The organism is Paracoccus sp. J56 (assembly GCF_019633685.1).
Classification (GTDB): Bacteria; Pseudomonadota; Alphaproteobacteria; order Rhodobacterales; family Rhodobacteraceae; genus Paracoccus; species Paracoccus kondratievae.
Window position 1 is genome coordinate 25,703 of the sequence record NZ_JAFL01000023.1, and the last position, 26,810, is coordinate 52,512.

Sequence of the window (26,810 nt, forward strand, 5' to 3'; positions counted from 1 at the left end):
CTGCCTGTCGCGCCCTCAGCGACAACGGGCAGGGTTCACGCCGACTGCGCGCATCCCCCAATCGGTCATCTGCGTCACCAACTGCTGACCCGCCGCATCAAAGGCGGGGATCAGATCCGAAGTTTTTGTCGTCCCGGCCTGAGCGGTCGCGGTAAAGCGCCCGCGCGAGACGACGGTTGCATCCATTTCGCGCACCATCTGGGCATCGACCGACAGTTTGACGACCGCGCCCTTGCCCGAGACCTCGGCGTTGAAATCGTTGATCTCGCTGATCAGGGCGTAATCGCCTGCCGTACCCAGCGGCGCGCGCCCGACATGGGAAAATGCGTCATAGACGCCAAAGCCACGCACTAGCAGGGTTTGCAGGGTCGCCGGAACAGTATCGCCCCAGCGCGCATCGGGCAGATACTGGGTCTGCAACTCATTCGGGCGGATCATGATGCGCTCTGTGTCCAGCGTGGCGCGGGCCTTGGGCGCCTCGATCACCAGCTCGGCTATCCGGCCCCGGCCGCAGACGCGCGGCGCATCCGACGGCGGACGCAGCTCGAACACATCGCGGTCGGGCTCTCCCTCAAGCGCGCGCAGGGCGGCGCAGCCCGGCAAGGTCAGGGTCATCACAAGAAGGGCGGCAACGATACGCATCATGGACTCCTTCAACGGCGGAACTCGGGCGTGCGCGGCCCTGAAAGGATTTGCGACGGGTTACGCCGCAGCGTCGATACCAGCGCGTTCACATTGCCGACCAGATCGCGCAATTCGCTGGCCATGCGGGTGAACTGCGGCAGCCCCTCGCGGGTGAAAGCCTGCACCGGCCCACGGGCGCTGTCCAGCATCCCGCGCAGGCTGGCAAAGGCCGCATCGGCGCTGTCGGCGGCGTCGCGCAGCCGGCCAGTGATCTCGGGCAGGTCGGCGATCACATGATCTATCGCTTCGTTCGCCTTGCCCAAGGTCACGCGCAGATCCGCAACCACCGGTTCGACATTGCTGTTCATCACCCGGTCGGCGCTGTCAAAGGCCCGCTCGGCCGATGCAAGCGTGCGCTGCCCGACCTCAAGCGCCACATCAAGACTGTCGAGGCTTTCACTCGCCCGCGCGCCAAGCCGGGACAGATCGGCCTGCAAGGTGGCGGCGGTTTCGTCCAGCCGCTGGGTCAGATTTCGCAGATCCCCCGCGACATAACCGCGGATCTCATCAAGTGCGGCGGTGCCCGAATCCAGCGCCTGATCGGCCTTGGCCGCACTTTCGCCGAACTGGGCCAGCGCTGTGTCGGCATTGCCAAGCGTCGTCTCGGCCGCCATGCTCAGCCCATCCAGCCGCTCACCAAAGGCCGAGATATCCGCCGCAGCCGAGGCGATGGAATCGGTGGCCTTGGTCACATCCGCCAGCGCCTTGTCCAGATTGGCGCTGGAGCGTTCGACATTGTCGAGGATATTGCGCACCCGGGTCTGATTCTCATCCCCCAGCAATTGGGTCAGCTGTTCGGCCACGGTGTTCAGCCGCGACAGCATCTCGGGACCCTGTTCAGACAAGGTCTGCAAGGCCGAGCGGTTGGCAGCGATGACCGGGATCGAATCGGGCTGGATATCGCGCAGCAGCGGCGCATCGGGGCGGCCCGGAGTGATCGCGACATTTGCGACCCCGGTAACGCCCTGAATTTCGACCATAGCCCGGGAATCAGTACGGATCGGCGTGTCCTCGGCCACCTCGATGCGGACGCGCACAGCACCGTTGACGTTCTGCGCCAGTTGCATATCCACGACCCGGCCCGCCGACAGCCCGGCGAAAAGCACCGCAGACGAGGCGCTCAGCCCCGAAACCTCGGGGAAATAGATGTCGTAATAAGCAAACTGCCGGTCCAGCTGCAGCTTGGCAAACCACATCAGAAACAGCAGCAGGCCAAGAAAACCCGCGATGGTAAATGCGCCGATCAGGGCGTAATTTGCCTTGGTTTCCATAGGCTTACTCCTTTGCGCGGCCAGTGGTCATGGCGGCGCGTGCCCGCGGACCGTGGAAATATTCATGTACCCAAGGATGATCGACCTGCAGCATCTCGGCCATGGTGCCGCTGACCAGCACCTTTTTTTCAGCCAGAACCGCGATGCGGTCGCAACAGGCGTGCAGCGTATCTAGATCATGGGTCACCAGAAAAACCGACAGATTCAGCGCATCGCGCAGCTCAACGATCAGCCGGTCAAAGGCATCGGCCCCGATCGGGTCCAGTCCGGCGGTAGGTTCGTCCAGAAACAGGATCTCGGGGTCAAGCGCCAGGGCACGGGCAAGACCTGCGCGCTTTTTCATGCCGCCAGAAAGGTCCGAGGGGTATTTGTCATTGGCGTTCCACGGCAGCCCGGCCATCGAGACCTTGAGTTCGGCCAACCCCTGCCGCACCTCGGGCGCAAGGTCCGGGACGGCGTTCAGCGGCACCTCGACATTTTCGCGCACGGTCAGTGAAGAAAACAGCGCGCCGCCCTGAAACATCACGCCCCAGCGCCGTTCAAGCGCCTCGCGCGCGGGGCCCGCCAGTGCGCCAACGTCCTGACCAAAGACCCGCACTGTTCCGGCACGCGGCTGGTTCAGCCCGACAATGGTACGCAATAGCACTGATTTCCCGGTACCCGAGCCGCCGACCACGCCCAGAATCTCGCCCCGGCGCAGGTCGAGGTCCAGCCCGTCATGCACGACATGGCGGCCAAACTGGGTACGCAAGCCCCTGACCTCGATGATATTTTCACTCACAACCCCACCTCAGCAAAGAAGATCGAGAACAGCGCATCCGCCACGATCACCGCAAAAATCGCGTTGACCACAGCGCGGGAGGTCTCGGCCCCAAGGGATTCAGCATCTTTGCCGACCCTCATCCCGGCATGGCAGCCGATGACCCCGATGATCAGCGCAAAGATCGGGGCCTTGCTGATCCCGACGATGACGTGATCGACACTCGTTTCGGCAAGCAGCCGATAGCGGAAGGTAGACGGAGAGATGCCAAGTTCGATCCACGACATCAGCGCCCCGCCAATCAGGCCCGAGATGTTAGAGATCAGCCCCAGAATCGGCAGGGTGATGACCAGCGCCAGCACTCTTGGCAGGATCAATACCATGTCGGGGTTAAGCCCCAGCGTGCGCATGGCGTCGATTTCCTCGTTCATCTTCATCGAGCCGATCGAGGCCGTCAAAGCCGAGGCCGTCCGCCCCGCGACGATAATCGCGGTAAGCAGAATCCCCAGTTCGCGCAGGATTGAAATGGCGATCAGGTCGATGACAAAGATCTCGGCTCCGAGCTGCCTGAGCTGTACCGCCCCCTGAAAAGCCAGAACCACCCCGATCAGAAAGGACATCAGCGCCACGATGGGCACCGCGCGCAGTCCCGTTTCCTGACAGTGCCAGACAAGCGAGGTCAGCCTGAAATCGCCCGGATGGCGAATGCCGCGCGCCAGGGCTGCCAGAAACCGGCCAAGATATTCTGCAATCTCGCGCATATAGACCATAAAGGCGGCAACGCGCCTGCCCGTCCGTTCAAGCAACTGGTGCCAGCCGGACGGGCGCGCGGGTTCCGTCTCGGGCTGGGGCCACGCCTGCCGAACGGTTTCCAGCAGGCGGGCCTGGGCCTCTGTCAGGCCGTCAAGCTGTACGCCCTCACGCTTGCGCCCTGTCAGATACCACGCGGCGGCAGTGTCGATACGGCTTAGCCCCGAAAGATCCAGCCGCTGCGCCTTTTCCACCTCGGGTGGAAGCTGGCCAAGGGTCCAGACCGTCAGCTCACCCTCCAGACGGAGCGCGTCATCAGCAACGGTAGCGACAAGCCTGGGATCGGGTGGATGGCTGGCCATGAAGGTCCTGATCACAAGGGGCAAAAGGGATTCATCCAAAGATTGCGGGGATTTGTCAAATACGTCACCCGATTTCCCACGCCAGCGTGGCCATTAGGTCAGCCCCGTAAAAGCGCAAGCGGCCGAAAGCCCGCATTTGCTTGATCAAACCGCGTTCCGCAGCAGCGTTCCTCAGATTGGTTGTATTTTACACTTGTTCATATTGACCATAATGCACGCTATGGTTTAATACACGCGTGCCAGTTGAATGGCAGCCTGCGGGATCAGGCCTTTTCTGACCCCGGCAGAGAGTATCTCGGGACTCGGTTTTGACGAGTTTTTTTGTAGCGATGGTCCCGAGATTCTCATATCGGCGGGGCGGGCCTAGGCCCGCCGCGTCCGTTTTTCTGCCGCGTCTACTCATCCATCTTCGGCAGGACCACGCGGTCCCATTGGAACGGGGCAGGTGGTGTATCGGGGCAGGCGGCCCCGGATCAGCCTTGCGCCAGCGCCCGCATCATCCTGACCGGTTCGGTCCGGGCCAGACGCAGGACATGGACCATATAGGGCTGTTGCAGATCCTCGCTGCGCAGCGCGGCGTAAAGGCGGCGGAACATGCCCTGCGGCCCCAGCGGCAACAGCGCCAGTTCGGGATTTCCGGCCTGCGCGCGCAAAACCCAGTCGGGCATCACAGCAACCCCCCGCCCCGATGCGATCAGCATCAGCGCAATCGCCGTCTGCTCAACCTGCCGGACCCGCGCCGGCTCAACCCCTGCCGGGTCAAGAAATTGCGAGAACACATCAAGACGCGGCCGATCCATCGGATAGGTGATCAGCGTCTCGCCAGCCAGATCGGCAGGTTCAGCATAACCTTTGGCGACCAGAGGATGCGCTGCCGGCACCACCATGGTCGGCGCATAGTCAAAAAGCGGCTGAAAGGTGATTCCCGCGATTTCTTCGGGGTCAGACGAAATCACCATGTCGACCTGACCGCGCTCAAGCGCCGGCAGCGCCTTGAGCGCGAGGCTTGAACGGATGTCCAGATCGACCTCGGGCCAACTGCGGCGGAACTGGTCCAGCACTGGCAGCAGCCAGTCAAAGCAATGGTGACACTCCATCGCCACATGCAGCCGCCCGGCGCGGCCCATCTCTACGGCGCGGAATTCGGCCTCGGCGGCCTCGATCAGCGGCAGCACCTGTTCAGCCGTGCGCAAAAGCCGCATCCCCGCCGCCGATAACCGCAAGGGTTTGGTACGGCGTAGAAAAAGCTCAATTCCCGCCTGCTCTTCCAACGCCTTGATCTGGTGCGACAGGGCCGATTGCGTCAGGTTCAGCACCTCGGCCGCACGGGCAAGCCCGCCCTGTTCGTGAATGGCGCGCAGGCTGCGCAGATGGCGAAGCTCAAGGTGCATCTTGATCAAAACTCATGACGATCTTGAAGATTATGAATTTGTCTCACGTCCCGGCGCATGTCACAAGCCCCTCGACAAGAGGAACATTGCCATGACCACTCCGGCCGTCAGCTTCGAATTCTACCCACCGCGGAACCTCGACCAGTCCTTCCGCCTGTGGGAGACCGCGCGCGCTTTGGCGCCGCTGGGCCCGGATTTCGTCTCGGTCACCTATGGTGCGGGCGGCACCACCCGACAGCTGACCCATGAAGCGGTGACGGCGCTGGCCAGCCATTACAAGCTGAACGTCGCCGCGCATCTGACCTGCGTCGATGCCACGCGCGAGGAAACGATGCAGATCGTTCAGGATTACGCGGTGGCAGGCGTGCATGAGATCGTCGCCCTGCGTGGGGATGCACCGCAAGGGCAGGCCCGTTTCATCCCCCACGCCGAGGGGTTTGCCAATTCGGTCGAACTGATCTCAGCCATCGCCGAACGCGGTGACATGACCATCCGCTGCGGCGCCTATCCCGAGCCGCATCCGGAAAGCCCCGACACCGCCGCCGATGTCGCCTGGCTGAAACGCAAGGTTGAGGCAGGCGCCTCAAGTGCCATGACGCAGTTCTTTTTTGAGGCAGACACCTTCTTCCGCTTTCGCGATGCCTGCGTTTCAGCGGGAATCGAGGCTCCGATCATCCCGGGCATCCTGCCGATCCAAAGCTGGTCGGGCACCCGCCGCTTTGCCGAGCGTTGCGGCACTTCGGTCCCGCAATGGGCCGAGGAGGCCTTTGCCGCCTCCGGGAAAGAGGGTGAGGCCGCGCTGGCACTGGATCTTTGCGTCAAGCTGTGTGAGCGACTGGTCGAAGGCGGCGTCGATCGGCTGCATTTCTACACGCTGAACAAGCCTGAACTGGTGCTGAAGGTCTGTGCCGCGCTGGGGATCAAACCCAAGGACGAGGTCCCGCAGGTCGCCTGAACCGCACTTCAGGACCTCCGCCTGAACCGGCTGCCCTTTCCGCGACGGCTCGCGCCCTGTCCCGCCCCCTCATAGGCCGGGGCCAGCCCGTCCTCCTTGGGTTTTACGACCGTTGCGCGGCGCCCGACGGGCTGATCCTCTGCCATTTCATCGACGGCGGAGCGCTTGGGTGCCGGGGGTCCCTGGCGCAACCGGCGGCGCGGGCGCGGCGGCGCAGCATCCGCCAGATCACCCGTCAGAAGTGCCGGGCCCGTATAGGGGCGCGGCACCGAATCGTGCAGCATCTCAGAAGGATCGGCCCCGGCCAAACGCGGCGCACGGGCAAGAAAAGCCTTGCCCCAGCTGCGCCACGACCCGACCGAGGGCGCGGTCGGGTCGCAGGGGAAATGCGCGCGCCAGCCCTGCGGCAGCGGCAGGCCCAGCTCTTCGGCCCGCGTCATCATCCAGACCAGCGGGATATTCGCCAGCGGCCGGGCGTATTCCAGCCCCGAAAGCTGGCCGCCGACATCGGGGTGACAGCCGCGGAACCACATCTGCTCAACCCGGCCCGGCGCTGAGCTGCTGTCCCACAGCAGCGGCTGAAAGGTCGCCCGCGTCTCGTCCAGCGCCAGCGCCTGCAGACCATGTTCGACCTCAGCCCCCAGATGTGCGTCGTGAAAGCGAAAGCGCGGATCGGTCAGCATCCACAGGATGGGCAGCCGGATCCCCAGCGCCGTCACCGTGTCAAAGACCCCGATCATGCGGATCGGCACCGAAGGATGGCACAGTGCGGGATCCAATCGCTCAACCACACCATCCCGTCCGTTGCGATAAAGCTCCCACGCTTTCTGGATATTGGGACGTGTAGCCCGGTCATGGGTCAGCAGCCCGACGCGCCCGATCATCCCGGCCAATGAGCGGACTGCAAAAGCGCCGCGTGAATAGCCAAAAAAGAACAGCGGATTCCCCGGACGCCACCGGCGCGCAAGCCAGCCGTAGGCGTCGCAGATCTGGCGTTCCAGCGTCGAACCCATGGCGAGCTTTGGCAGGGTACGCCACGCTTCCCACTGCTGGCCGGGGGCATAATGGATCTGGACCGGCGCGGGCAGTCTGCCGCGTTCCCCAGACAGCATGGCATAGATCCGCGCGATCGACGACCTTTGCCCCTGGGTCAGAGAGGCAAAGGTGCCGTCGATCATGACGACCTGGCATTTCGGCGGAGGCAGTGATTCCATGCGGTTACGCTAGCACGGAAAAACAAAGCGTCGATTAATCCCTACTCAAGAGCGTTCACGGTCAGGTGTGCCATCAGCCCAAAGCCGTTGAAACGGGTGTTGGTCACCGTCGAATAAGCGCCCGCACCGTGAAAGATGATGTAATCGCCTTCCTGAATATTGGCAGGCAAGGTCAGTTCGCCTGGCAGCCGGTCGACCGAATCGCAGGTCGGGCCAAAGATGACGCGCGGCAGCGGCTCGCCCTCGCGCGGGGTGCCCTCGGGGGTCAGCACCTGCAAACGGTCAAGGTTTCCGACGATAGGCAGCTCGAAAAGCCCACCATAAACGCCGTCGTTCAGGAAAATGCTCTGGCCGTCGCGGACCGCTTTGACCCGGGTGATCAGCGAAAAGGCGTCGGCGCACAGCCCTCGCCCCGGCTCACAGACCAGTTGCGGGGCCTCGGCGCCAAAGGCCTCTTTGGTGATGCGGCTGATCAGCTGGAAGATGGACGAGAGGTCAGGCTCAACCCCTGTGACGCGATGCGAGGGGAAACCGCCGCCGACATTCAGCCTCCGCGCCTTGACGCCGGCCATATCGCAGATCTCGGCCGCGGTGGTGATGTAGCTTTCCCAGGCATGCGGATCGACACATTGCGTACCCGGATGGAAGGTCAGCGAGGGGATATAGCCCCGATCCGCCACCGCGCGCAAAAGCTCGGCCGCCAGCTCGGGCGAGGCACCGAATTTCGAGCCAAAGTCATAGGCCGCGCCCAGCACGGGCAGTTTGAACCGGGCCGAGATCTCACAATTATCAGCCGGGACACGGGCAAACAGCTTGTCCAGTTCCGAGCGGCTGTCCACCGACCAGGAGGTAATCCCGGCGTCAACCGCATGGGCAATCTCGGCCTGCGAGCGGACGGGGTTGTGATAGTGCCGCGCCGCATCGGGGGCGAGCCGGCCGATCAGGTCGATCTCATACGGAGAGGCGACGTCAAAGCCTTTCACGCCGGCGGCCGAAAGGGTGCGGATCACCGCCTCATCCGGGTTCGACTTCACCGCATAGGTGACCAGACCCGGAAAACCCTGCAGGAACCGTTGCGCCGTCGCGCGCAAGACCGACGGTGCAAAGACCATCACCGGATTTTCCGGCGCCAGCCTGCGGATAATCTCGGCGGGATTGTTCCAGACAGTCTTGGGGCCACGGCCCTCGGTCAGTCCCATCGGCATGTCCTTCCTGTGCGCGTGTGGGTGGAAACAAGTCTGCGCCCTATGAGTTCCGATTGAAGCAATGAAAAGGGTGGAAAAGGGCTGCTGCTTCGTTACTATGACGAAAATTTTGGCAGATCGACAGGTGAACGATGGACGAACTGGATCGCGGCATTCTGGCCCATCTCGCGCAGGACGCGCGGATGTCCGTGGCGGTTCTTGCACGGCGGCTCAAAGTGGCACGCTCGACCGTGCAGGCACGGCTGGAACGACTGGAAACATCGGGTGCCATTGCAGGTTACACCTTGCGGCTGGGCGATACTGCCCGCGAGCACCGCATTCGCGCGACCTGCCTTCTGACGATCGAACCACGCGCGCAGGCGGCGATTCTTGCCCGGCTGCGTAGCCTGCCCGAGGTGGAACGCATCCATACCACCAGCGGCCGTGTCGATCTTTTGCTGCAATTGGCTGCCGTATCGACCAGCCAGCTTGACGATGTGCTGGATCAGATCGGCGGTTTGACTGGTGTTCGCTCCAGCGAGAGCCTGATTCACTTGTCCACCAAGCTGGATCGGGCCACCTGATCGTGCCCATTACGCAACAATGTGACAATTGTGTCGCCATATTTGCGCTGGTCGATCAGCTCAAGCCCGGCCACGGGGGCAGGGGGACGCGCTTCTTCCCACACCACCATGGCACCGGGGGCGAGCCAGCCCCCCTCAATCGCAGATTGTAGGGCACGTTCGCCAAGGCCCATGCCATAGGGCGGGTCGAGGAACACCAGATCATAAGGCGCCGCGCGATTCTGCCCCAGCCGGGTTGCGTCGCGCCGCCAGACATCTGTGACACCCATTGCGCGGGCCTTTTCGATATTGGCACGTAACAGTGCCCGTGCCGCCACGCCGTCATCGACAAAGGCGACGCGTGCCGCGCCCCGCGACAGCGCCTCAAGCCCCAGAGCCCCGGTCCCGGCAAACAGGTCCAGCGCCCGCGCACCGGGAATCGGATTCCCATGGGTGCCGTTGATCAGCAGGTTAAAGATAGATTCGCGCACGCGGTCGGTCGTCGGGCGCAGATGTGCAGCAGGGTCGCCGGCCCCGACCTCGGCCAGCTTCAACCCGCGCAAAGAGCCGCCAACGATCCTCATGCCATCAGCGCCTTCAGATCGCCCGCCTCGGCCACTGCCTCGGGTGTGGGAGAGCGGCCGGCCTCGATCAGCCGCTTGCCGATCATATAGGCGCGTGCATCGTTCAGCGCATCCACCGCGATCAGCCGCCCGTCCCGGAAATACCAGACCGAGCCACCCGGTTCGGCCGTGCGCGTCACCACCCGGTCATAACCAAGATTCAGCCCAGCGATCTGCAGCTTGGCGTCAAACTGATCCGACCAGAACCACGGCTTTGGCACGTAGTCCGCACCTGCCCCCAGCATGTTTGCGGCCACTGCCTCGGCCATGTCGATGGCATTGCCGACGCTTTCCAACCGCAGCTGGCCACCGCCCGGGCAGGTATCGGGTGCAGGAAAGCTGGCACAATCGCCCGCCGCCCAGATTGCCGGGTCCGAGGTACGCCCCTGCCCATCAGTGGCAATGCCATTATTGAGGGTCAGTCCCGCCGCCCCGGCCAAAGCGGTCTCGGGCCAGATGCCAATACCGCAGATCACCAGATCAGCAGGCAAATGGCGGCCATCGGCCAGTTCGACCCCATCGGCGGCGGTCTGGCCGGTGATGCGGGTAATGCCAGTACCTTCCAGCACCTGAACCCCATGGGCTGTGTGCAGGTCCCGGATCATCGCCGCCGTTTCGGGCGCGGCGACGCGGCCAAGGATGCGCGGCGCGGCCTCGACCAAAGTGACCTCAAGCCCCAGCTTGCGGGCGACAGCCGCCGCCTCAAGGCCGATATAGCCGCCGCCAATCACCACAAGGCGACGCCCGGCAACCAGCCCCGGCTTCAGCCCGGCGATATCAGCCAGGCTGCGCACCACATGAACACCGGGCAGCGCGCCGCCCATCGCCTCGGGCAGGCGGCGGGGCGTTGCGCCCAGCGTCAGGGCAAGCTGGTCATAGGGGTGTTCGCCCCGATCAGTCACCACGACGCGGCGGTCGCGGTCGATGCGCAGCGCCTTTTCCCCCAGATGCAGGGTGATGCGCTGTTCCTCCCACCATTCGGGGGCGCGCAGCGTCAGGCGATCCAGCCCCATATCACCCAACAGATAGGCCTTGGACAGGGGCGGGCGCTGATAAGGCGGCGCTGGCTCGTCGCCGATAATGGCAATGCCGCCCTGATGCCCCAGCGCACGCAGTTTCGCCGCCAGAGAGGCCGCCGCCTGTCCCGCGCCAAGGATCACGATGTTCATTCTTCGCCCTCGCTGGTTTGCCTGCGGCGCAGAGCCTATAGTCGCCCTCGGATCGATGCAATTGACGGAGGAACCGCGCATGTCCATCGCAAAAGGCGACAAGCTGCCCGAAGGCAAACTGCTGAAACTGGGCGCCAATGGCCCCGAGGAAGTGGCGGTTGCCGATCTGGCCAGGGGCCATGTGGCCATCTTTGCCGTGCCGGGCGCCTATACCCCGACCTGCACCAACGCCCATATGCCAAGCTTTGTGAAAAACGCCGACAAGTTCCGCGAGAAAGGCGTCTCGCGCGTGATCTGCATCACGGTGAACGATCCCTTTGTCGCCGGGAAATGGGCGGCTGACACCGGTGCAACCGATGCCGGTATCGAGGTTCTGGCCGATGGCGACGGCAGCTTTACCAAGGCGCTTGGCATGAACATCGAGGCGCCGGGCTGGGTCAATGGCCGCTCCAAACGCTATGCCATGCTGGTCAACGACGGCTCGGTCGAAGAGCTTCAGGTCGAAGAGGCCCCCAGCGCCTGCACGATCTCGTCGGGCGATTCGCTGCTGTCGCTGATCTGAGGCTTCAGGCTGAAAAGCGACGTGAACCCCTGCGCGGCGGCGTGATCGCCGCGCAACCCCACCAGACCTGCGGCGGCCAGCGCCATCGGCCCCGGCCCATATATCGCCGCGGCCAGTGCATTGCCCGACCCCTCCATGACGAAATCGGCCACCGGCTCACGCATGGCGCGGACCTGCGGTATGCCGGCCGCGGACAGCGTGACCTCAAATCCCTCTTTGCCTGAAACAAACCCCGCACGCAGAGGTAATCCGGCAGCACGCGCCCGATCCACCGTGGCCGAGATCGAAATCATCAGCGCCGAGATGCTGATGAACTTGGCCGGGTCATGCCCCGGCATCCGCAACGCCCAGCGGCAAAGCTCGCGCAGCACCGGATGCAGTGCCCGACCTGCATCGGTCAGCGCATAAACCCCCAGCACATCATCATGCGCCACCACCCCCGCCTGCACCAACTGGGTCAGGCGCTGGGTCAGCACGCTTGCCGTCACACCCGGCAGCCCGGCGCGCAGCATCTGAAAGCGCTTGGGCTGAAACATCAGCTCACGCACCACCAAAAGCGCCCAGCGGTCGCCGATGAAATTCAGCGCATGGGCGCCAAGGCACCCTTCTTCATAGCGTAAACGCAGAGTTTTGCCAGTTTCAGTCATGTTTTGATATTAACAGTTGCTTTTTAATACTTCAAGTGCCAACCTGCGACTCATTGGCGCATTCAGCGCCCGGTGAGGAGGAAAAGAGATGACCTATTACTCTGGCTTCCTGCTGGCGGTTCCGACGGCCAACAAGCAGAAATACATCGACATGGCTCAGGCAGCCTGGCCCATGTTCAAACGCTACGGCGCCGTGCGCATGGTCGAATGCTGGGGCGTCGACGTCCCCCGCGGCAAGGTCAATGATTTCTACATGTCCACCCAGGCAAAGGATGACGAAACCGTCGTGTTTTCCTGGATCGAATGGCCCGACAAGGCGACTGCCGATGCGAGCTATGAAAAGATGATGTCCGACCCCGAGATGCAAAAACCGCCAGAAATGCCTTTTGACGGCATGCGGATGATGTGGGGCGGGTTCGAACCCATCGTCGATGTGAAAGCCTGAAGGGAACCGCCATGTATCACGGAAAACCCTGCTGGTTCGAGCTTTCGACCGCGAAAGGCGCGCTTGCCGAGGCCGGGGCCTTTTATGGCAAGATCCTTGGCTGGACCACTGCCGACGCCGGGATGGAGGGCTTTACCTATCACCTTGCCAGCCATGGCGGCGACATGGTTGCCGGACTGATGGAGACGCCGGAGGATTGCGCCGACGTCCCTCTGTCCTGGATGATCTATTTCGACGTCGATGACGCCGATGCAGCCGTCGCCAAGATCAGGAACCTTGGGGGCTCGGCCCTTCGCGAACCCGAAGATATTCCCCACACGGGGCGCTTTGCGGTCGTCGCGGATCCTCAGGGCGCGGTCTTTGGTATCCTGCAGCCACTGCCGATGGACCCCCAGCCCCCGGTCGAGGACGGGGCATGGAACCAGCGTAAAGAGGCCCATGGCAACTGGGTCGAGCTGATGTCCACCGATCCCGTGGCCGGGTTCGGCTTCTATTCCGAGCTGTTTGGCTGGACGAAATCCACCGCCATGGACATGGGAGAGATGGGGACCTACCAACTGTTTTCGTGGCAGGGGGCCGAGATCGGCGGCATGATGGGTCTGGGAAATTCGCCCGTGCCCTGCTGGCTGCCCTATTTCGGCGTGAACGGCGTCGCAGCCGCTCTGGATCGCATCCGCGACGGCGGCGGCGAGGTGGTGCATGGTCCGATCGAGGTGCCCGGCCCGGCCTTCATCGCCGTCGCCCGCGACCCGCAAGGTGTGTATTTCGCGCTGGTCGGTCCCAAGGAGGTTGCATCATGATCCGTGCCTCTTTGATCGCAATCGCTCTCTGGGCGGGGCCTGCCGCCGCCCAGGAGGTGACACCCGACAGCATCCCGCGCGGCCAGCAGGACTATCACGCCGCCAGCGCCGGGACCTACCGGCTGGACCCGGCGCATACCGCCGTCCAGACCCGCGTGCCGCATATGGGCTTTTCAGTAAGCGTTTTCCGCTTTGGCTCGGTCTCGGGTCAGCTGGAGTGGAATCCCGACGATCCGGCGCAAAACCGGCTTGAAGCCGAGGTCGAGATCGCCTCACTTTCAACCCCGGTCGAGGGGTTTGCCGAAATCCTGACCGGCCCCGACTATCTCGACAGCGCAAAGAACCCGACAGCACGCTTTGCGGCCGACGGTTTCACTGCCGACAGCCTGACAGCGGGCAAGGTCCAGGGACAGCTGACATTGCTGGGCAAGACCCTGCCCGCCACCTTTGACGTGACCCTGATCGGTGCGGGCAAAGGCTTTACCGGGGATGAGGCTGGCAACCCGATCATCCGCGACCTGATCGGAGTTCATGCCGAAACGCAGATCGACCCGCAGGCCTATGGCATGAGTCCGTTCTTTACCGATCCGATCACCATTGAGGTCGATGCCGAGTTCGCCCGGCAGGAATGACGCCCGGAAAGCAGGCCAAACCATGCTGACGCTGTATTATCACCCGCTGGCTTCTTATTGCTGGAAACCGCTCATCGCGCATTACGAGGCGGGGACCGCCTTTACGCCGCGCCTTGTGGATCTGGCGCAGCCGGACGATGCGGCATTGCTGGAACGGCTGTGGCCAATGCGGCTGTTTCCGGTTCTTGAGGATGGCGATACGGTGCTGCCGGAAAGCTCGATCATCATCGAATATCTGGACCTGCATCACCCGGGGCCCCATCGCCTGATCCCCGCCGACCCCAAGGCCGCACTTCAGGTGCGGCTATGGGACCGCTTTTTTGACATGCACATGGAATCGCCTGTGCAGGAAATCGTCCGCGACGCCCTGCGACCCGAGTCGCGCCGCGACCCGCAGACGGTGGCCGAGCAAAAAGAAAAGCTGGACCGCGCCTATATCGCAGCCGAGCGGCATCTGGCTGCCTGCGACAACGACAGCTGGATCGCAGGCGCGTTCTCTTTGGCAGATTGCGCGGCCATGCCTGCACTGTTCTATGCCGGGGCGATTCACCCCTTTTATGCCCATCCGGCACTGTCGGAGTATTTCACGCGGCTGACCCGGCGCCCTTCGGCCGGGCGTGTGATCGAGGGCGCGCGGCCCTGGTTTCAATATTTTCCCTTCCGGCAGGGGATTGCAGCGCAGTTCCTGGCCTAGCGCCTCTTGGCCTTTTGCCCGCGCTTCGCTATCCCCAACGCGATTCAAGGGGTGAAACACCATGGCCATGGACAAGAACTTCGACGCGCAAACCGCCGAGGCCCGGATTGCGCGGGAATGGGCGGCAAGAAACGCCTTTGCCGCAGGCGCCAATGCAAAACCGGGGGCGGACAGCTTCTCGGTGGTAATCCCACCCCCGAACGTAACCGGCAGCCTGCATATCGGCCACGCCCTGAACAATACGCTGCAAGACATTCTGGTGCGCTGGCACCGGATGCGGGGCTTTGACACGCTGTGGCAGCCCGGTCAGGACCATGCCGGCATCGCCACCCAGATGGTCGTCGAACGCCAGATGGCCGAACGGCAGGAGCCAAACCGCCGCGACATCGGGCGCGAGGCCTTTTTGCAAAAGGTCTGGGCCTGGAAACAGGAATCAGGCGACACGATCATCGAACAGCTCAAGCGGCTTGGCGCCTCGTGCGACTGGTCGCGCAACGCCTTTACCATGTCCGGCGCCCCCGGCGCGCCAGCGGGCGAAGAAGGCAACTTCCACGACGCCGTCATCAAGGTCTTTGTCGAGATGTATGACAAGGGGCTGATCTACCGCGGCAAGCGGCTGGTCAACTGGGACCCCCATTTTGAGACCGCGATCAGCGATCTTGAGGTTGAGAACCGCGAGATTCCCGGCCATATGTGGCATTTTAAATACCCGCTCGCCGGCGGCGAGACCTATGAATATGTCGAGCGTGACGAGGACGGGAACGTCACCCTGCGCGAGACGCGCGACTATATCAGCATCGCCACCACCCGCCCCGAAACCATGCTGGGCGACGGCGCAGTCGCGGTTCATCCCGATGATCCCCGCTATGCCCCGATCGTCGGCAAGCTGTGCGAAATCCCGGTCGGACCCAAGGAGTACCGCCGTCTGATCCCGATCATCACCGACGAATATCCCGACCCCGATTTCGGGTCAGGCGCGGTCAAGATCACCGGCGCGCATGACTTTAACGACTATGGCGTCGCCCTGCGCAACAACATCCCGCTTTATGTGCTGCTGGACGGCAAGGGGCGGATGCGCGCGGACGGGCTGAGCTATGCGGAAAGCGCCGGGATCGCCACCCGCGCGGCCCGGGGCGAGGATGTGGGCGATGTCTCAAACGTCAATCTGGTGCCCGAAGAGCTGCGCGGCCTTGACCGCTATGAGGCGCGGGCGCGCGTGGTCGAGGCAATCACCAGCGAAGGGCTGGCCGTCACCTATCTGCATAAGGAAATCGACAAGGAAACCGGCGCTGAACATCTTGAGCGTCGTCCCCTGGTCGAATCCAAGCCGATCATGCAGCCCTTTGGCGACCGCTCGGGCGTGGTGATCGAGCCGATGCTGACCGACCAGTGGTTCGTGGATACGGCCAAGATCGTCGGCCCGGCCATCGAGGCAGTCCGCTCGGGTCAGACCCGGATCCTGCCCGAACAGCACGAAAAGGTCTATTTCCACTGGCTTGAAAACATCGAGCCATGGACCATTTCCCGCCAGCTGTGGTGGGGTCACCAGATCCCGGTCTGGTACGGCCTCGACCTGCGGCTTGAAGGTCAGGTCGATGACGATCATGACGGCGCGCTTGACGAGGTCGAGATCTTTGCCCTGCTGGAAGAAGGCCTTGTCCACCGCGACGAGGTCCACCATGCCGCATCGAATTTCGCCGAGGTGGCCGAGAAGTTCCGCGATTCCATCGCCGCGCTGCCGGTTCCGCTGGAAACCGCCCGGGTGATCGAGGTTGCCGACCGCGCGGCCGCCATCGACGCCTTTGCCCAGGGGCTTGCCGATTACAACCTGTCGCAGGACCCGACCAGACTGGTTTATCCGGTCTGGCGCGACCCCGATGTGCTCGACACCTGGTTCTCGTCCGGGCTATGGCCGATCGGGACACTTGGCTGGCCCGAGGACACGGCCGAGCTGCGCAGGTATTTCCCGACAGACGTTCTGGTGACGGGTTTCGACATCATCTTCTTCTGGGTGGCCCGGATGATGATGATGCAACTGGCCGTGGTTGGTCAGGTGCCCTTCCACACCGTCTATGTTCACGGACTGGTGCGCGACGAAAAAGGCGCCAAGATGTCGAAGTCGAAAGGCAACGTCATCGACCCTCTGGTGCTGATCGACGAATATGGTGCGGACGCGCTGCGCTTTACCCTGACCAGCATGGCCGCGATGGGCCGCGACCCTAAGCTGGGGCCGAAACATGTCGAGGTAAACCGCAACTTTGTCACCAAGCTGTGGAACGCGACCCGCTTTGCCGAAATGAACGGCGTGCGCGGGGGTGTTGCCCTGCCGCAACCGCGCCATGTCGTGAACCGCTGGATCATCGGCGAGGTCGCACGCATCCGTCAGGCGACCGACGAGGCGCTGGCGAGTTTCCGCTTTAACGATGCCGCGACCGGGCTTTACGCCTTTGTCTGGGGCAAGGTCTGCGACTGGTATGTCGAATTCTCGAAGCCGCTGTTCGATGGCGAGTTCGGCGATGAAACCCGCGCCACCATGGGCTGGGTTCTGGATCAGTGCTATACGCTTTTGCATCCGATCATGCCCTTTGTCACCGAAGAGCTTTGGTCGCTGACCGGCGACCGGGCAGGCATGCTCATCCATGGTGACTGGCCGGAATATGGTGCCGAGCTGATCGACGCCGAGGCTGACCGTCAGATGAACTGGGTGATCCAGCTGATCGAAAACATCCGCTCGGCCCGTGCCCAGATCGGCGTGCCGGCAGGTGCCCGTCCCGAGCTGATCGTGACCGAGGCCGATGACGCCGCCCGCGCCGCCCTTGCCGCCAACGGCCCGCTGATCGAGCGTCTGGCCCGGGTCGGCGCACCGAAAGAGGGTGCAGTCGGCCCCGGCATGATCTCGGTCGCGGCACTGGGGGCAAGCTTTGCCCTGCCGGTGGGCGAGATGATCGACGTCAAGACCGAGACCGCGCGGCTGGAAAAGGCCGCCGCCAAGACGGAAAAGGATGCGCAGGGCCTGCGTGGTCGGCTGGCGAACCCCAAATTCGTCGAACATGCCGAACCCGAGGTCATCGAAGAGACGCGCGAAAAACTCGCCGCGCTCGAAGACGACCTGACCCGCATCCGCGGGGCGCTGGCGCAGCTCGCCTCGATGTAATCCCTGCGCTTCCCGCGGGACACCGCACCGCAATACACTTATCTCAGGGCCGTTCGGACAGGGCGGCCCTGATGCTATTTGCGATCATCCTGGGCACTTCGGGCGCCAGCCCGACGGGCGGCAGGGTCAGGCCGCGAAACCCGGCCCCGGCCAGCGCCGTGGGCAAGTCGTCAGTGACGTGATCGGCCCCGGTGGCAAAAAGCGGCAGGCAGATCGACTGCGCCGGCAAACCGCGCGCGGCATCGGCAAGGCGCGGCTCCTCTTCGATAAAACCGCACGAGACAGCGGCAAGATGGGGGGCAAGCGTCTTGGCCATCTGCTGCGCGGTCTCGGCAGGGGCACGCGAACGCCCCGAGCCATGTGCAGCGATCAAAAGATGCGTCTGCGCCATAGACCACCTCTGCCCTGCCGCCGCCTCGGAGATCAGGGCAAGGCACAGGCCCGGCAATCCCGGATCGCTGCCAAAGGGTGGCAGGACGCGTGCCCGCGCCGCACCGGAAAGCGTCAGGCGGCGGGGCAGCTCGCTGCGGGTAAACCATCCCGTGGCCATGAACAGCGGATAGATCAGCGTCTTATCATCAGCGATATCCAGCGCGCCGGGCATGGCAAGCGTCGCGCCCCGCACCTGCGCCTGAGGCAAAAGCGCGGCGACCCGGGCCGCCAGCGCCTCGACCGCATTTTGCTGCGGGACCGGATCGCCCGGCTGACCATGGGCGACGATCAGCGCCTTACGCACGAAAGGCGGCGGCGAAAGGCTCGGGGATCGCGAACTCCCCAAGCGCCCGGGCGCGGGCCATGGTGGACATCTTGCGTGCGGTCTTTTCAACGATGCGCTGCAATTCCTCAGGGTCGCGCCCCTCGGCAAAGGGGCCCATATACCAGCGGATAAAGGTAAAGCAGGCCACATCCTCAAGCGCCTGCACCTCGGGGTCGCGCTTGATGCCCTGTTTGGTCAGCATCCGTTCGGCTGCTGCGATGTCATCCCCGTCATAGCCAGCCTCGCGCATGATCCCGGCGATACGGGCGGCATGGCGGCGACCCTGCTCGGTCCGCCATGCCAGATAGCCCGCCCGGTCCATGGGATAGGCATCGCGCGGCAAAAGGAACCGCTCGACATGCTGGCCGCGACAGGCGATGCGCAAGGGCTCAGAGGCATCAGGGTACAGCGTCTCTTGCTCGGCCGTCATGCGCTGGCCGTAAAGAAGCGCCTCGGGCCGCCCTTCGGCGTCCAGATGCGGGTCGGCGGAATTAGCCTTGTCGATGGCGTCAAAAGCGGTCTGAAGGCGTGTCATGGGGTCCCCTTTTTCGCGTCATCATGCCGCAGCAGGGCGCGGCGTCAACGCGGATTGCCGTCACAGGGGCGCAAGGCTAGGCTGGCGGCATGGAATGGGGCGAATTTGCATTGGCGCTGGCGGCTTTTCTGGGCTCGCATGTGATCCCGGCCCGATTCCGCGAGCCGCTGATCCGTACGCTGGGGCGGCGGGGCTATGTCATCGGTTACAGCCTGTTGTCGCTTGCGCTGATGTACTGGCTGATCCTTGCCGCCGCCCGCGCCCCCTTTGTCGAGATCTGGCCGCAAGAGCCGTGGATGCGCTGGCTTGCCAATATCGCCATGCCCATAGCGGTGCTGGCAGCGCTGACCGGCGGCATGGCGGGGTTGATGGCGGGCTTTACCCTGTGGGGCGCAGCGCATTTGATCGCCAACGGCGATCTGGCGCATGTGATCCTGTTCGGGCTGCTGCTAGCCTATGCCCTGTTCGGGCTGGCGATCAGCCTGCGACGCGGATGGGCCCTGCGGCTGACCTGGCCGCGCCTTGCGCTGGCCGTTCTGATCTGGGCAGGGCTGTTCCACCTGCATCCCATGGTAATCGGGGTCAGCCCGGCACCCTGAAGCCCTCGGGGATGCGATCACGCCCCTCAAGGATCAGATCAGCCAGCATTCCTGCGCAGGCCGGGGCCATGGCAAGGCCGATTTTGAAACCACCGTTGGCGACGTAATGGCCCGGCCGCCCCGGCCATGGCCCGACGATGGGCGCGCGGGACCGCGCGCGCGGGCGGATGCCGGCCCAGCGATCAACGACCGGTGCATCCCCCAGCGCCGGACACAGGGCGCGGGCCTTGTCTATCAGCACCTCAAGCTGGGCGTCGGTGCCGGTGTCCATGACATCGCGTTCCGAGGTCGAGCCAATGGCCACGGTCCCGTCCGCATGGGGCACGATATGGACCCCATCGGCAAAGACCTGCGGGGCATCGGCCATATCCAGCGCCAGAAGCGCCGACTGGCCCTTGACCCCGCCGCCGCCAAAGGGCGCAAGACCGGCCACTCCGGTCGCCCAGATCGCGGGGGCGTCGGGCGCGGCCTGCCCCTCGATGAGCTCTCCGCCCCGGGCGATGATCGCGGCGGCAAGCGCGGCACCTGCACGGCGTGGACTGACCCGCGCGGTCAGTCGGTCCACCAACCACAGGCCCGAAGGCGACAGGGGCACCAACGGCGCCTGTGGCGCGTCAGTCATCTCCATTCCCGCCCATTCTGGCCAGTTGGCGCGGGCTGCCTCGACCCGTTCGGCCATCCGCGCCTCGGACCCCTCGGGCACGGGCTGGATACGACCGGTGCGGGCGTAACCAGGATCGACCCCGCCCGCCGCGGCAACCTCGGTCCACCACCCTTCGGCAGCGATCAGAGCCTCCAGCTGGACCTGCTTTTTGGCGTTCCAGTTCTCGGGCGCGTGGGGGGCAAGCGCGCCGACATGCCCGCCCGAGGCACCTGCCCCGATCCGCGCCGCCTCAAAGACGCGCACCCGTATGCCGCGCCGCAGCAGCTCCCATGCGCAGGCAAGGCCAAAGACACCTGCGCCCGCCACTGTGATTTCGCTTGCCATTCCGCCGCCCCTTGCCGCATCTGCCTGCAAAAAGGAGTTAGCGCGGATGGCCAAGCGCGACCAGAGCAGCGCCGATCTGGATTGGCGTGACGGGGCGATTCCTGTCTCGCGCCGCTTTGACGACCCCTACTTCAGCCTCAGCGGCGGGCTGGACGAGACGCGCCACGTCTTTCTGGCCGGAAACGATCTGCCCGCCCGGTTGCGGCCCGGCTTTCACGTCGCCGAACTGGGCTTTGGCACTGGGCTGAACCTTCTGGCACTGGCGCAGATCGCAACTGTGCCGATCCGCTTTACCAGCTTTGAGGCCTTTCCGATGAGCGCCGATGAACTGGCCCGCGCCCATGCCGCCTTTCCCGAGCTTGCCCCGCTTGCAGCCCAGTTACGCGAGGGCTGGCCGCAACAGCATCTGACCGTCGGGCTGGTTCAGGCCGAAATCATCCAGGCCGATGCGCGCGAGGCCCTGCCCGTATGGGATGGACAGGCGGATGCGTGGTTTCTGGACGGGTTTTCGCCAGCCAAAAACCCCGAGCTTTGGGGCGAGGCACTAATGACCGAGGTTGCACGCCACACCGCCGCGGGCGGGACCTTTGCGACCTACACAGCGGCAGGCCATGTACGACGGGCACTGGCGGCGGCAGGTTTTACCGTCAGCCGCGCGCCGGGCTTTGCCGGCAAGCGCCACATGAGCCGCGGCCGGCTTTAGCGCCGACGCACCGGCGGGATGCGTGAGGGGGCATAGGCCGGGGCATGAGGCGGGCGACCATGGGTGCGCTGCCAGAAACCCGACCCGCCACGACGCAGAAACAGCGGCACGGCAAATACGATCCCCGCCAGGAACCCCGCTGCATGGGCCACATAGGCAACGCCGTCATCGACCATGCTGGCGCTTGAGACCAGCTGGATGCCGAACCATGCCAGCAACAGCACCCATGCCGGAATGGTAAAGCGGCGAATAATAATGATGATAATGGCGATGACATCGACGCGGGCGCGCGGGAACATCAGCAGATAGCCGCCCATTACCCCGGCAATTGCACCCGAAGCGCCGATCATGGGGACATCGCTCATCGGGTCGGCCGCGATCTGGCCCGCCGCCGCCGCCAACCCGCAGGCAAGGTAAAAGACCAGAAAGCCGAAACGCCCCATCTGATCTTCCAGATTGTCGCCAAAGACCCACAGGAACAGCATGTTACCGGCGATATGCATGATCCCGGCATGCAGGAACATATGCGTTACCAGCCCCCACAGCCAGTCGCCATGGCTGACCGCCACCGGGTATAGCGCAAGGCGGTTCCACAGACCGACCTCTCCGCCCGCCCATGGCATGGTGATGAGAAACATCGCCACGTTCAGAAAGATCAGCGCATAGGTCACATAGGGCGTGCGCTCGGATGGGTTATGGTCGCGGATCGGAAACATGGCTTCAGCCTGAAGCATCACCGGGTGCTGTGCAAGCGGCCCTGTTCGGATCGCCGGGCCGCGTATAGCATCGACCCCGAATCGCATCGAGTAAGGGGCGCCCAGTATGATCAGCCTGACCGAACGCAAGAATGCCGCCATCTCGCGCGGGGTGGGGATGACGACCCAGATCTATGCCGAACGCGCCGAGAATTCCGAGATCTGGGACAAAGAGGGCAAGCGCTATATCGACTTTGCCGCCGGGATCGCCGTGGTCAACACCGGCCACCGTCACCCAAAGGTGATCGGGGCGGTGCGTGCTCAGCTCGACCGTTTTACCCATACCTGCCATCAGGTCGTGCCCTATGAAAACTACGTTGCCCTGGCCGAGCGGCTGAACCAGCTTGTCCCCGGCGACGGGCCGAAAAAGACCGCCTTTTACACCACCGGGGCAGAGGCAGTGGAAAACGCGGTCAAGATCGCCCGCCATTACACCGGTCGTGCCGGGATCATCGCATTTGCAGGGGGCTTTCACGGCCGCACCTTCCTTGGCATGTCGCTGACCGGCAAGGTCCAGCCCTATAAGGCAGGCTTTGGGCCGATGATGAACGACGTCTGGCACCTGCCATTCCCCAACCCCTTGCATGGCGTGACTGCCGACGAGGCGCTGGCGGCGCTTGACCGGCTGTTTCGCGCCGATATCGACCCCTCGCGCGTTGCAGCCATCATCATCGAGCCGGTGCAGGGCGAGGGCGGCTTTTATGAGGCGCCGACCGGCTTTATCCAGCGCCTGCGCGAGATCTGCGACCAGTATTCGATCCTGCTGATCGCCGACGAGGTTCAGACCGGCTTTGCCCGCACCGGCAAGCTGTTCGCGATGGAACATCACGGGGTTGCCGCCGATCTGACCACCATGGCCAAGGGGCTGGGCGGCGGCCTGCCGATCAGCGCCGTCACCGGACGGGCCGAAGTGATGGACAGCCCCGCCCCCGGCGGGCTTGGCGGCACCTATGCGGGCAACCCTCTGGCCGTCGCCGCCGCCCATGCGGTGCTGGACGTGATCGCAGAAGAGGACCTTTGCGAACGTGCCACCCGGCTTGGCCAGCGGCTGAAACAGCGCCTGGCCGGCATCGCCGATTCGGTGCCCGAGATTGTCGATATTCGCGGTCCGGGTTTTATGAACGCGGTCGAGTTCAACCTTGCCGGCACCGACAAGCCGAACCCCGATTTTGCCAACCGCGTCCGCGAAGAGGCGCTGAAACGCGGCCTGATCCTGTTGACCTGCGGCGTGCACGGCAATGTCATCCGTTTCCTCGCGCCGTTGACCATTCAGGATCAGGTCTTTGACGAGGCGCTGGATATCCTGGAAGCCGCGCTTAGGGCTGCGCGGGAATAAATCAGCGCCAAGACCGCGAAAGATCAAATGGAAAGGTCCGCCCCGACAGGACGGACCTTTGATTTCCCCGGGGCTTTTCGGCCTCAGCTCAGCGCCTTGGACCCCATGTTCAGGAATTTCTGCCGCCGCTCGTTGATCAGTTCCGCGGGTTTCTTGCCCTGAAGCTCACCCAACATTGCGGCGATAGCCTCGCCCACAGCAGCGACTGCTTCTTCGGGGGCGCGCTGCGCGCCGCCCATCGGTTCAGAGATGATGCGGTCAATAACATCAAGCTTTTTCAGATCCTGCGCCGTCAGTTTCAGCGCATGGGCGGCCTCGCGCATCTTTTCGGCGTCTTTCCACAGAATCGAGGCGCATCCTTCGGGCGAGATCACCGAATAGATCGAGTGTTCCAGCATGGCGATACGGTTCGCCGTGGCAAAGGCCACAGCCCCGCCGGAACCGCCTTCGCCGATGATGACCGAAATCAGCGGCACGCCGATCTGCAAGCATTTCTCGGTCGCCCGGGCAATAGCCTCAGACTGGCCGCGCTCTTCCGCACCTTTGCCTGGATAGGCGCCGGGCGTGTCGACAAGCGTGATCACCGGCAGGCGGAAACGATCGGCCATATCCATCAGGCGGATCGCCTTGCGATACCCTTCGGGCCGGGCCATGCCGAAATTGTGAAAGATGCGCGACTTGGTATCATTGCCCTTTTCATGGCCGATGACCACGCAGGGCTGATCCTTAAAACGCGCAAGACCGCCCATGACGGCATGATCCTCGCCAAAGGCGCGGTCGCCGGCCAGGGGTGTGTATTCGCTGAACAACACGTCGATATAGTCGCGGCAATGGGGCCGCTCGGGGTGGCGGGCGACCTGCGTCTTGCGCCACGGATCAAGCTGTTTGTAGAGATCGCGCAGCATTTCCTCGGCCTTACGGTCAAGGGCGGCCGCCTCTTTCTCCAGATCAACACCTTCACCCTTTCGGGCCAATGCACGCAGTTCCTCGGCCTTGCCCTCAAGATCGGCAAGGGGCTTTTCGAACTCCAGGTAAGTCATGCAGGGCTCCGCGCTGTCATCCGGTCGGGTCTGTCTGGTCCGCGCCCTATATGATCGCCGCGCGCCGGGAATGCAACTTTTGCCTCACCACCGTGACAAGGCGTCCTCATCCTCGGCCTTTGCTTCGACCCAATCACCGGGACCGTCAGGACCGATTTCGCGTTTCCAGAAGGGGGCGCGGGATTTCAGCCAGTCCATCAGGTATTCCGCCGCCTCAAATGCCGCCTTGCGGTGCCGGGCGGCTGTGGCGACCATCATGATCTGTTCACCGACTTCAAGACGGCCGAAGCGGTGGATGATCCGCCAGCCGGTCAGGCCAAAACGTTGTGCTGCCTGCTCGCCATAGGCTTGCAGCGCCTTTTCGGTCATGCCGGGATAATGTTCGATCTCAAGTGCGACCAGACGACCATCTTCGTCGCGCACCAGGCCCGAAAAGCTTACGACCGCGCCTGCGCCTGCGCCTGCGCCTGTGCCAAAGCCCGCCAGCTCGGCACCAAGGTCAAAGGGCACGCTTTGGACCCGGGCCGTCATCCTAGCCTCCGGTCATCGGCGGGAAAAAGGCGACTTCGCGCACCCCTTCCAACGATGCGTCCAGATCAGCCAGTTCCTGATCCACAGCGATGCGCACCGCTGTCAGGTCGGCCAGTGCCGCCGCGTGCCATTCGTCCATTGCAGCAAGTTCGGCCACCAGTTCACGGACGGTACGGGCCTGTGTCTCGACCCGCTCGCGCGGCTGGCCGATGCGTTCGCGCAGCCAGGCGAAATACAGAACGTCAAGCGCCATGGTCATCCCTCAGGAATGGCCGGGCCTTGGCGAAGTAGTCCCAGCCAGTGATTGCGGTCAGAACCGCCGCGATCCAGATCAGCACCAGCCCAACCTGCGTCGCCAGATCCGACCAGTTGTCGGACCAGGGCAGACTGGTTTCACCCACAAGCGGCGGATGGCCGGTTTCATAGTAATTCAGCCCGGTGCCCAGAAACAGCACGGCAATGGCGACCATCTGTGCCGTTGTCTTCCACTTGGCCAGTTTCGTGACCTTGAGCAGCCGTGCCTTGTCCCCCAGGAATTCGCGCAGGCCCGAAACAAAGACCTCACGAAACAGGATCACGGTGGCGGGCAGGATCAGCCAGGGGTTCATGCCCGAATAGCCGGTGATGACCACCACGGCGATGATGACCATGGCCTTGTCCGCAATCGGGTCCATGGCGGCGCCAAAGCGGCTTTCCTGCGCCCAGGCGCGGGCCAGATAGCCGTCGAACCAATCGGTTACGGCGGCGATCAGGAACAGCGCCAGCGCCGCGAAATCGGCAAAGGGCCGGCTGAGAAAGAAGAACATCAGCGGCACCAGCGGTGCCGCCAGAAGTCGCAGAACAGTCAGTAGATTTGGCAGGGTCCAGCGCATGGTCGCACTCTAGGACGTCGTCGCGGCGGGGGGAAGGGGTCACCCACGGGATCAGGCCGCGCTAGGCGGGTCCGGCCCCCTTGGGCACGCTATGGTCATCATGCGCGCACAGCGCGTGATTGCCCAGAACCTCAATCACCCGGCATTCGGCGATTGTGTGGCTGGCACAATGATCCAGCATGCGCCGCAATTCATCGCGCAGCGCCGCCAGCCGGGCGATTCTTGCCTCGACCTCGGCAAGCTGGCGGATCGCGATCTCATCTGCGGTGTGGCACGATTCGCCGGGCTGGTCCGAAAGGCTCAACAGCTCGCGGATCGCCTCTAGCGGAAAGCCAAGGTCGCGGGCATGGCGGATAAAAGCCAGCCTTTCTTGCATCTTGCGGGTGTAAAGGCGCTGGTTGCCCCCGGTCCGCTCGGGCTCGGGCAAAAGGCCGATCTGCTCATAATAGCGGATGGTGGGTACCTTGACCCCTGTCGCCGCGCTGAGCCTGCCGATCGAGAACATCGAAATACCTCTTGAAGCTCTGGTCGCTAGGGTCAGGACCCATTGATTTACGCTTGTCGGCGTGATTCACGGTTCGAAAATCGAGCGGTGAACATGTCTGATCTTTTCTGGCTGACGGATGCGCAGATGGCGCGCCTGGAGCCCTTCTTCCCGAAGTCCCATGGCAAACCTCGCGTTGACGATCGACGCGTGCTGAGTGGCATTATCTTCGTCAATCGCAATGGTTTAAGGTGGCGCGACGCACCAAGTGCGTACGGCCCACATAAGACGCTCTACAACCGCTGGAAGCGTTGGAGCGACAAAGGCATCTTCGCGAAGATGATGGCGGG

31 protein-coding genes are annotated in these 26,810 nt (G+C 63.7%); 12 read left to right on the forward strand and 19 right to left on the reverse strand.

The features are described from left to right. Window positions 1-15 precede the first annotated feature (15 nt). The 5 genes from M511_RS14895 to M511_RS14915 form a co-directional block, all read right to left on the reverse strand. Window positions 16-645, reverse strand: coding sequence for an ABC-type transport auxiliary lipoprotein family protein (locus M511_RS14895; protein ID WP_010397224.1), 630 nt, complete (start codon window positions 643-645; stop codon window positions 16-18). An 8-nt stretch (window positions 646-653) separates the two neighbouring features. Further along, window positions 654-1,955 carry an MlaD family protein gene (locus M511_RS14900; RefSeq protein WP_085502614.1) on the reverse strand — a complete coding sequence of 434 codons (1,302 nt, stop codon included), beginning with the start codon at window positions 1,953-1,955 and terminating at the stop codon, window positions 654-656. Window positions 1,956-1,959: 4 nt separating this feature from the next. Further along, window positions 1,960-2,736, reverse strand: coding sequence for an ABC transporter ATP-binding protein (locus M511_RS14905; RefSeq protein ID WP_010397218.1), 777 nt, complete (start codon window positions 2,734-2,736; stop codon window positions 1,960-1,962). After that, the gene (locus M511_RS14910) at window positions 2,733-3,827 is read right to left on the reverse strand and encodes an ABC transporter permease (protein WP_085502615.1); all 1,095 of its coding nucleotides are present in this window, start codon (window positions 3,825-3,827) and stop codon (window positions 2,733-2,735) included. Before M511_RS14910 ends, M511_RS14905 begins: the two co-directional genes overlap by 4 nt. A 473-nt stretch (window positions 3,828-4,300) precedes the next feature. After that, on the reverse strand, window positions 4,301-5,218 hold the full coding sequence (locus M511_RS14915; protein WP_085502616.1) for a LysR family transcriptional regulator: 918 nt from the start codon (window positions 5,216-5,218) through the stop codon (window positions 4,301-4,303). Window positions 5,219-5,309: 91 nt separating this feature from the next. Here M511_RS14915 and metF point away from each other — a divergent pair, with 91 nt between their 5' ends. Further along, window positions 5,310-6,173, forward strand: a complete 864-nt coding sequence (gene metF, locus M511_RS14920) for a methylenetetrahydrofolate reductase [NAD(P)H] (RefSeq protein ID WP_010397211.1) — start codon at window positions 5,310-5,312, stop codon at window positions 6,171-6,173. An 8-nt stretch (window positions 6,174-6,181) separates the two neighbouring features. Here the strand turns inward: metF and M511_RS14925 are convergent, their stop codons facing one another. Continuing rightward, window positions 6,182-7,387, reverse strand: a complete 1,206-nt coding sequence (locus tag M511_RS14925; RefSeq protein ID WP_085502617.1) for a DUF2235 domain-containing protein — start codon at window positions 7,385-7,387, stop codon at window positions 6,182-6,184. A 41-nt stretch (window positions 7,388-7,428) separates the two neighbouring features. Then, a complete protein-coding gene (locus M511_RS14930) occupies window positions 7,429-8,586 on the reverse strand; it encodes a type III PLP-dependent enzyme (RefSeq protein ID WP_085502618.1) in 1,158 nt (385 codons plus the stop codon). Between the two features lie 137 nt (window positions 8,587-8,723). On the opposite strand from M511_RS14930, the gene M511_RS14935 reads away from it, so the two are divergent. Then, window positions 8,724-9,155, forward strand: coding sequence for an Lrp/AsnC family transcriptional regulator (locus M511_RS14935; protein WP_010397203.1), 432 nt, complete (start codon window positions 8,724-8,726; stop codon window positions 9,153-9,155). On the opposite strand, the gene rsmD is transcribed toward M511_RS14935, so the two are convergent. Together rsmD and M511_RS14945 are read right to left on the reverse strand one after the other, a co-directional pair. Then, window positions 9,122-9,718 (reverse strand): 16S rRNA (guanine(966)-N(2))-methyltransferase RsmD, encoded by a 597-nt coding sequence (gene rsmD / locus M511_RS14940; RefSeq protein ID WP_085502619.1) that lies wholly within the window; start codon window positions 9,716-9,718, stop codon window positions 9,122-9,124. The genes M511_RS14935 and rsmD overlap by 34 nt on opposite strands. Next, complete coding sequence (locus M511_RS14945) at window positions 9,715-10,926, reverse strand: NAD(P)/FAD-dependent oxidoreductase (protein WP_085502620.1); 1,212 nt, start codon at window positions 10,924-10,926, stop codon at window positions 9,715-9,717. The genes rsmD and M511_RS14945 overlap by 4 nt, the downstream gene beginning before the upstream one ends. Before the next feature lie 79 nt (window positions 10,927-11,005). Here M511_RS14945 and M511_RS14950 point away from each other — a divergent pair, with 79 nt between their 5' ends. Beyond that, a complete protein-coding gene (locus M511_RS14950; RefSeq protein ID WP_139824606.1) occupies window positions 11,006-11,488 on the forward strand; it encodes a peroxiredoxin in 483 nt (160 codons plus the stop codon). Here the strand turns inward: M511_RS14950 and M511_RS14955 are convergent. After that, complete coding sequence (locus tag M511_RS14955) at window positions 11,422-12,135, reverse strand: winged helix-turn-helix transcriptional regulator (protein ID WP_085502622.1); 714 nt, start codon at window positions 12,133-12,135, stop codon at window positions 11,422-11,424. The two genes, M511_RS14950 and M511_RS14955, sit on opposite strands and share 67 nt — an antisense overlap. An 88-nt stretch (window positions 12,136-12,223) precedes the next feature. Here M511_RS14955 and M511_RS14960 point away from each other — a divergent pair, with 88 nt between their 5' ends. The 5 genes from M511_RS14960 (at window position 12,224) to M511_RS14980 (ending at window position 17,860) form a co-directional block, all read left to right on the forward strand. Then, window positions 12,224-12,580, forward strand: a complete 357-nt coding sequence (locus M511_RS14960; RefSeq protein ID WP_085502623.1) for a DUF1428 domain-containing protein — start codon at window positions 12,224-12,226, stop codon at window positions 12,578-12,580. Between the two features lie 11 nt (window positions 12,581-12,591). Beyond that, window positions 12,592-13,380: a VOC family protein gene (locus M511_RS14965; protein ID WP_010397193.1), complete on the forward strand. Its 789-nt coding sequence runs from the start codon at window positions 12,592-12,594 to the stop codon at window positions 13,378-13,380. Continuing rightward, complete coding sequence (locus M511_RS14970) at window positions 13,377-14,012, forward strand: YceI family protein (RefSeq protein WP_010397192.1); 636 nt, start codon at window positions 13,377-13,379, stop codon at window positions 14,010-14,012. The genes M511_RS14965 and M511_RS14970 overlap by 4 nt, the downstream gene beginning before the upstream one ends. A gap of 22 nt (window positions 14,013-14,034) precedes the next feature. Further along, a complete protein-coding gene (locus M511_RS14975; RefSeq protein WP_085502624.1) occupies window positions 14,035-14,706 on the forward strand; it encodes a glutathione S-transferase family protein in 672 nt (223 codons plus the stop codon). A gap of 61 nt (window positions 14,707-14,767) precedes the next feature. After that, window positions 14,768-17,860 carry a valine--tRNA ligase gene (locus M511_RS14980; protein WP_085502625.1) on the forward strand — a complete coding sequence of 1,031 codons (3,093 nt, stop codon included), beginning with the start codon at window positions 14,768-14,770 and terminating at the stop codon, window positions 17,858-17,860. Between the two features lie 43 nt (window positions 17,861-17,903). Here M511_RS14980 and M511_RS14985 read toward each other — a convergent pair whose 3' ends face one another. Further along, a complete protein-coding gene (locus M511_RS14985) occupies window positions 17,904-18,596 on the reverse strand; it encodes a sirohydrochlorin chelatase (RefSeq protein WP_085502626.1) in 693 nt (230 codons plus the stop codon). Beyond that, window positions 18,589-19,152 (reverse strand): DUF4202 domain-containing protein, encoded by a 564-nt coding sequence (locus tag M511_RS14990; protein WP_010397182.1) that lies wholly within the window; start codon window positions 19,150-19,152, stop codon window positions 18,589-18,591. The genes M511_RS14985 and M511_RS14990 overlap by 8 nt, the downstream gene beginning before the upstream one ends. A gap of 89 nt (window positions 19,153-19,241) precedes the next feature. Between M511_RS14990 and M511_RS14995 the strand changes: the two genes are divergently transcribed. Then, window positions 19,242-19,751, forward strand: a complete 510-nt coding sequence (locus tag M511_RS14995; protein WP_085502627.1) for an NnrU family protein — start codon at window positions 19,242-19,244, stop codon at window positions 19,749-19,751. Here M511_RS14995 and M511_RS15000 read toward each other — a convergent pair. After that, window positions 19,735-20,739 carry an NAD(P)/FAD-dependent oxidoreductase gene (locus M511_RS15000; RefSeq protein WP_085502628.1) on the reverse strand — a complete coding sequence of 335 codons (1,005 nt, stop codon included), beginning with the start codon at window positions 20,737-20,739 and terminating at the stop codon, window positions 19,735-19,737. The two genes, M511_RS14995 and M511_RS15000, sit on opposite strands and share 17 nt — an antisense overlap. A gap of 46 nt (window positions 20,740-20,785) precedes the next feature. Between M511_RS15000 and mnmD the strand changes: the two genes are divergently transcribed. Beyond that, complete coding sequence (gene mnmD / locus M511_RS15005) at window positions 20,786-21,442, forward strand: tRNA (5-methylaminomethyl-2-thiouridine)(34)-methyltransferase MnmC2 (protein WP_085502629.1); 657 nt, start codon at window positions 20,786-20,788, stop codon at window positions 21,440-21,442. Here mnmD and M511_RS15010 read toward each other — a convergent pair. Then, the gene (locus M511_RS15010; protein ID WP_240547661.1) at window positions 21,439-22,176 is read right to left on the reverse strand and encodes a rhomboid family intramembrane serine protease; all 738 of its coding nucleotides are present in this window, start codon (window positions 22,174-22,176) and stop codon (window positions 21,439-21,441) included. The genes mnmD and M511_RS15010 overlap by 4 nt on opposite strands. An 88-nt stretch (window positions 22,177-22,264) precedes the next feature. Between M511_RS15010 and M511_RS15015 the strand changes: the two genes are divergently transcribed. Next, a complete protein-coding gene (locus M511_RS15015) occupies window positions 22,265-23,533 on the forward strand; it encodes a 4-aminobutyrate--2-oxoglutarate transaminase (RefSeq protein WP_085502630.1) in 1,269 nt (422 codons plus the stop codon). A gap of 83 nt (window positions 23,534-23,616) precedes the next feature. On the opposite strand, the gene M511_RS15020 is transcribed toward M511_RS15015, so the two are convergent. The 5 genes from M511_RS15020 to M511_RS15040 form a co-directional block, all read right to left on the reverse strand. Next, the gene (locus M511_RS15020) at window positions 23,617-24,573 is read right to left on the reverse strand and encodes an acetyl-CoA carboxylase carboxyltransferase subunit alpha (RefSeq protein WP_010397168.1); all 957 of its coding nucleotides are present in this window, start codon (window positions 24,571-24,573) and stop codon (window positions 23,617-23,619) included. Between the two features lie 84 nt (window positions 24,574-24,657). Continuing rightward, window positions 24,658-25,104 carry a molybdenum cofactor biosynthesis protein MoaE gene (locus M511_RS15025; protein ID WP_085502631.1) on the reverse strand — a complete coding sequence of 149 codons (447 nt, stop codon included), beginning with the start codon at window positions 25,102-25,104 and terminating at the stop codon, window positions 24,658-24,660. Window position 25,105: 1 nt separating this feature from the next. Next, window positions 25,106-25,357: a molybdopterin converting factor subunit 1 gene (moaD, locus tag M511_RS15030; protein WP_010397163.1), complete on the reverse strand. Its 252-nt coding sequence runs from the start codon at window positions 25,355-25,357 to the stop codon at window positions 25,106-25,108. Next, window positions 25,347-25,976 carry a CDP-diacylglycerol--glycerol-3-phosphate 3-phosphatidyltransferase gene (gene pgsA, locus M511_RS15035; protein WP_010397161.1) on the reverse strand — a complete coding sequence of 210 codons (630 nt, stop codon included), beginning with the start codon at window positions 25,974-25,976 and terminating at the stop codon, window positions 25,347-25,349. The genes moaD and pgsA overlap by 11 nt, the downstream gene beginning before the upstream one ends. Window positions 25,977-26,037: 61 nt before the next feature. Beyond that, complete coding sequence (locus M511_RS15040) at window positions 26,038-26,481, reverse strand: MerR family transcriptional regulator (protein WP_010397158.1); 444 nt, start codon at window positions 26,479-26,481, stop codon at window positions 26,038-26,040. 93 nt (window positions 26,482-26,574) lie between these two features. Here M511_RS15040 and M511_RS15045 point away from each other — a divergent pair. Beyond that, a partial coding sequence (locus tag M511_RS15045; RefSeq protein ID WP_139824526.1) for a transposase occupies window positions 26,575-26,810 on the forward strand: 236 nt, incomplete at its 3' end.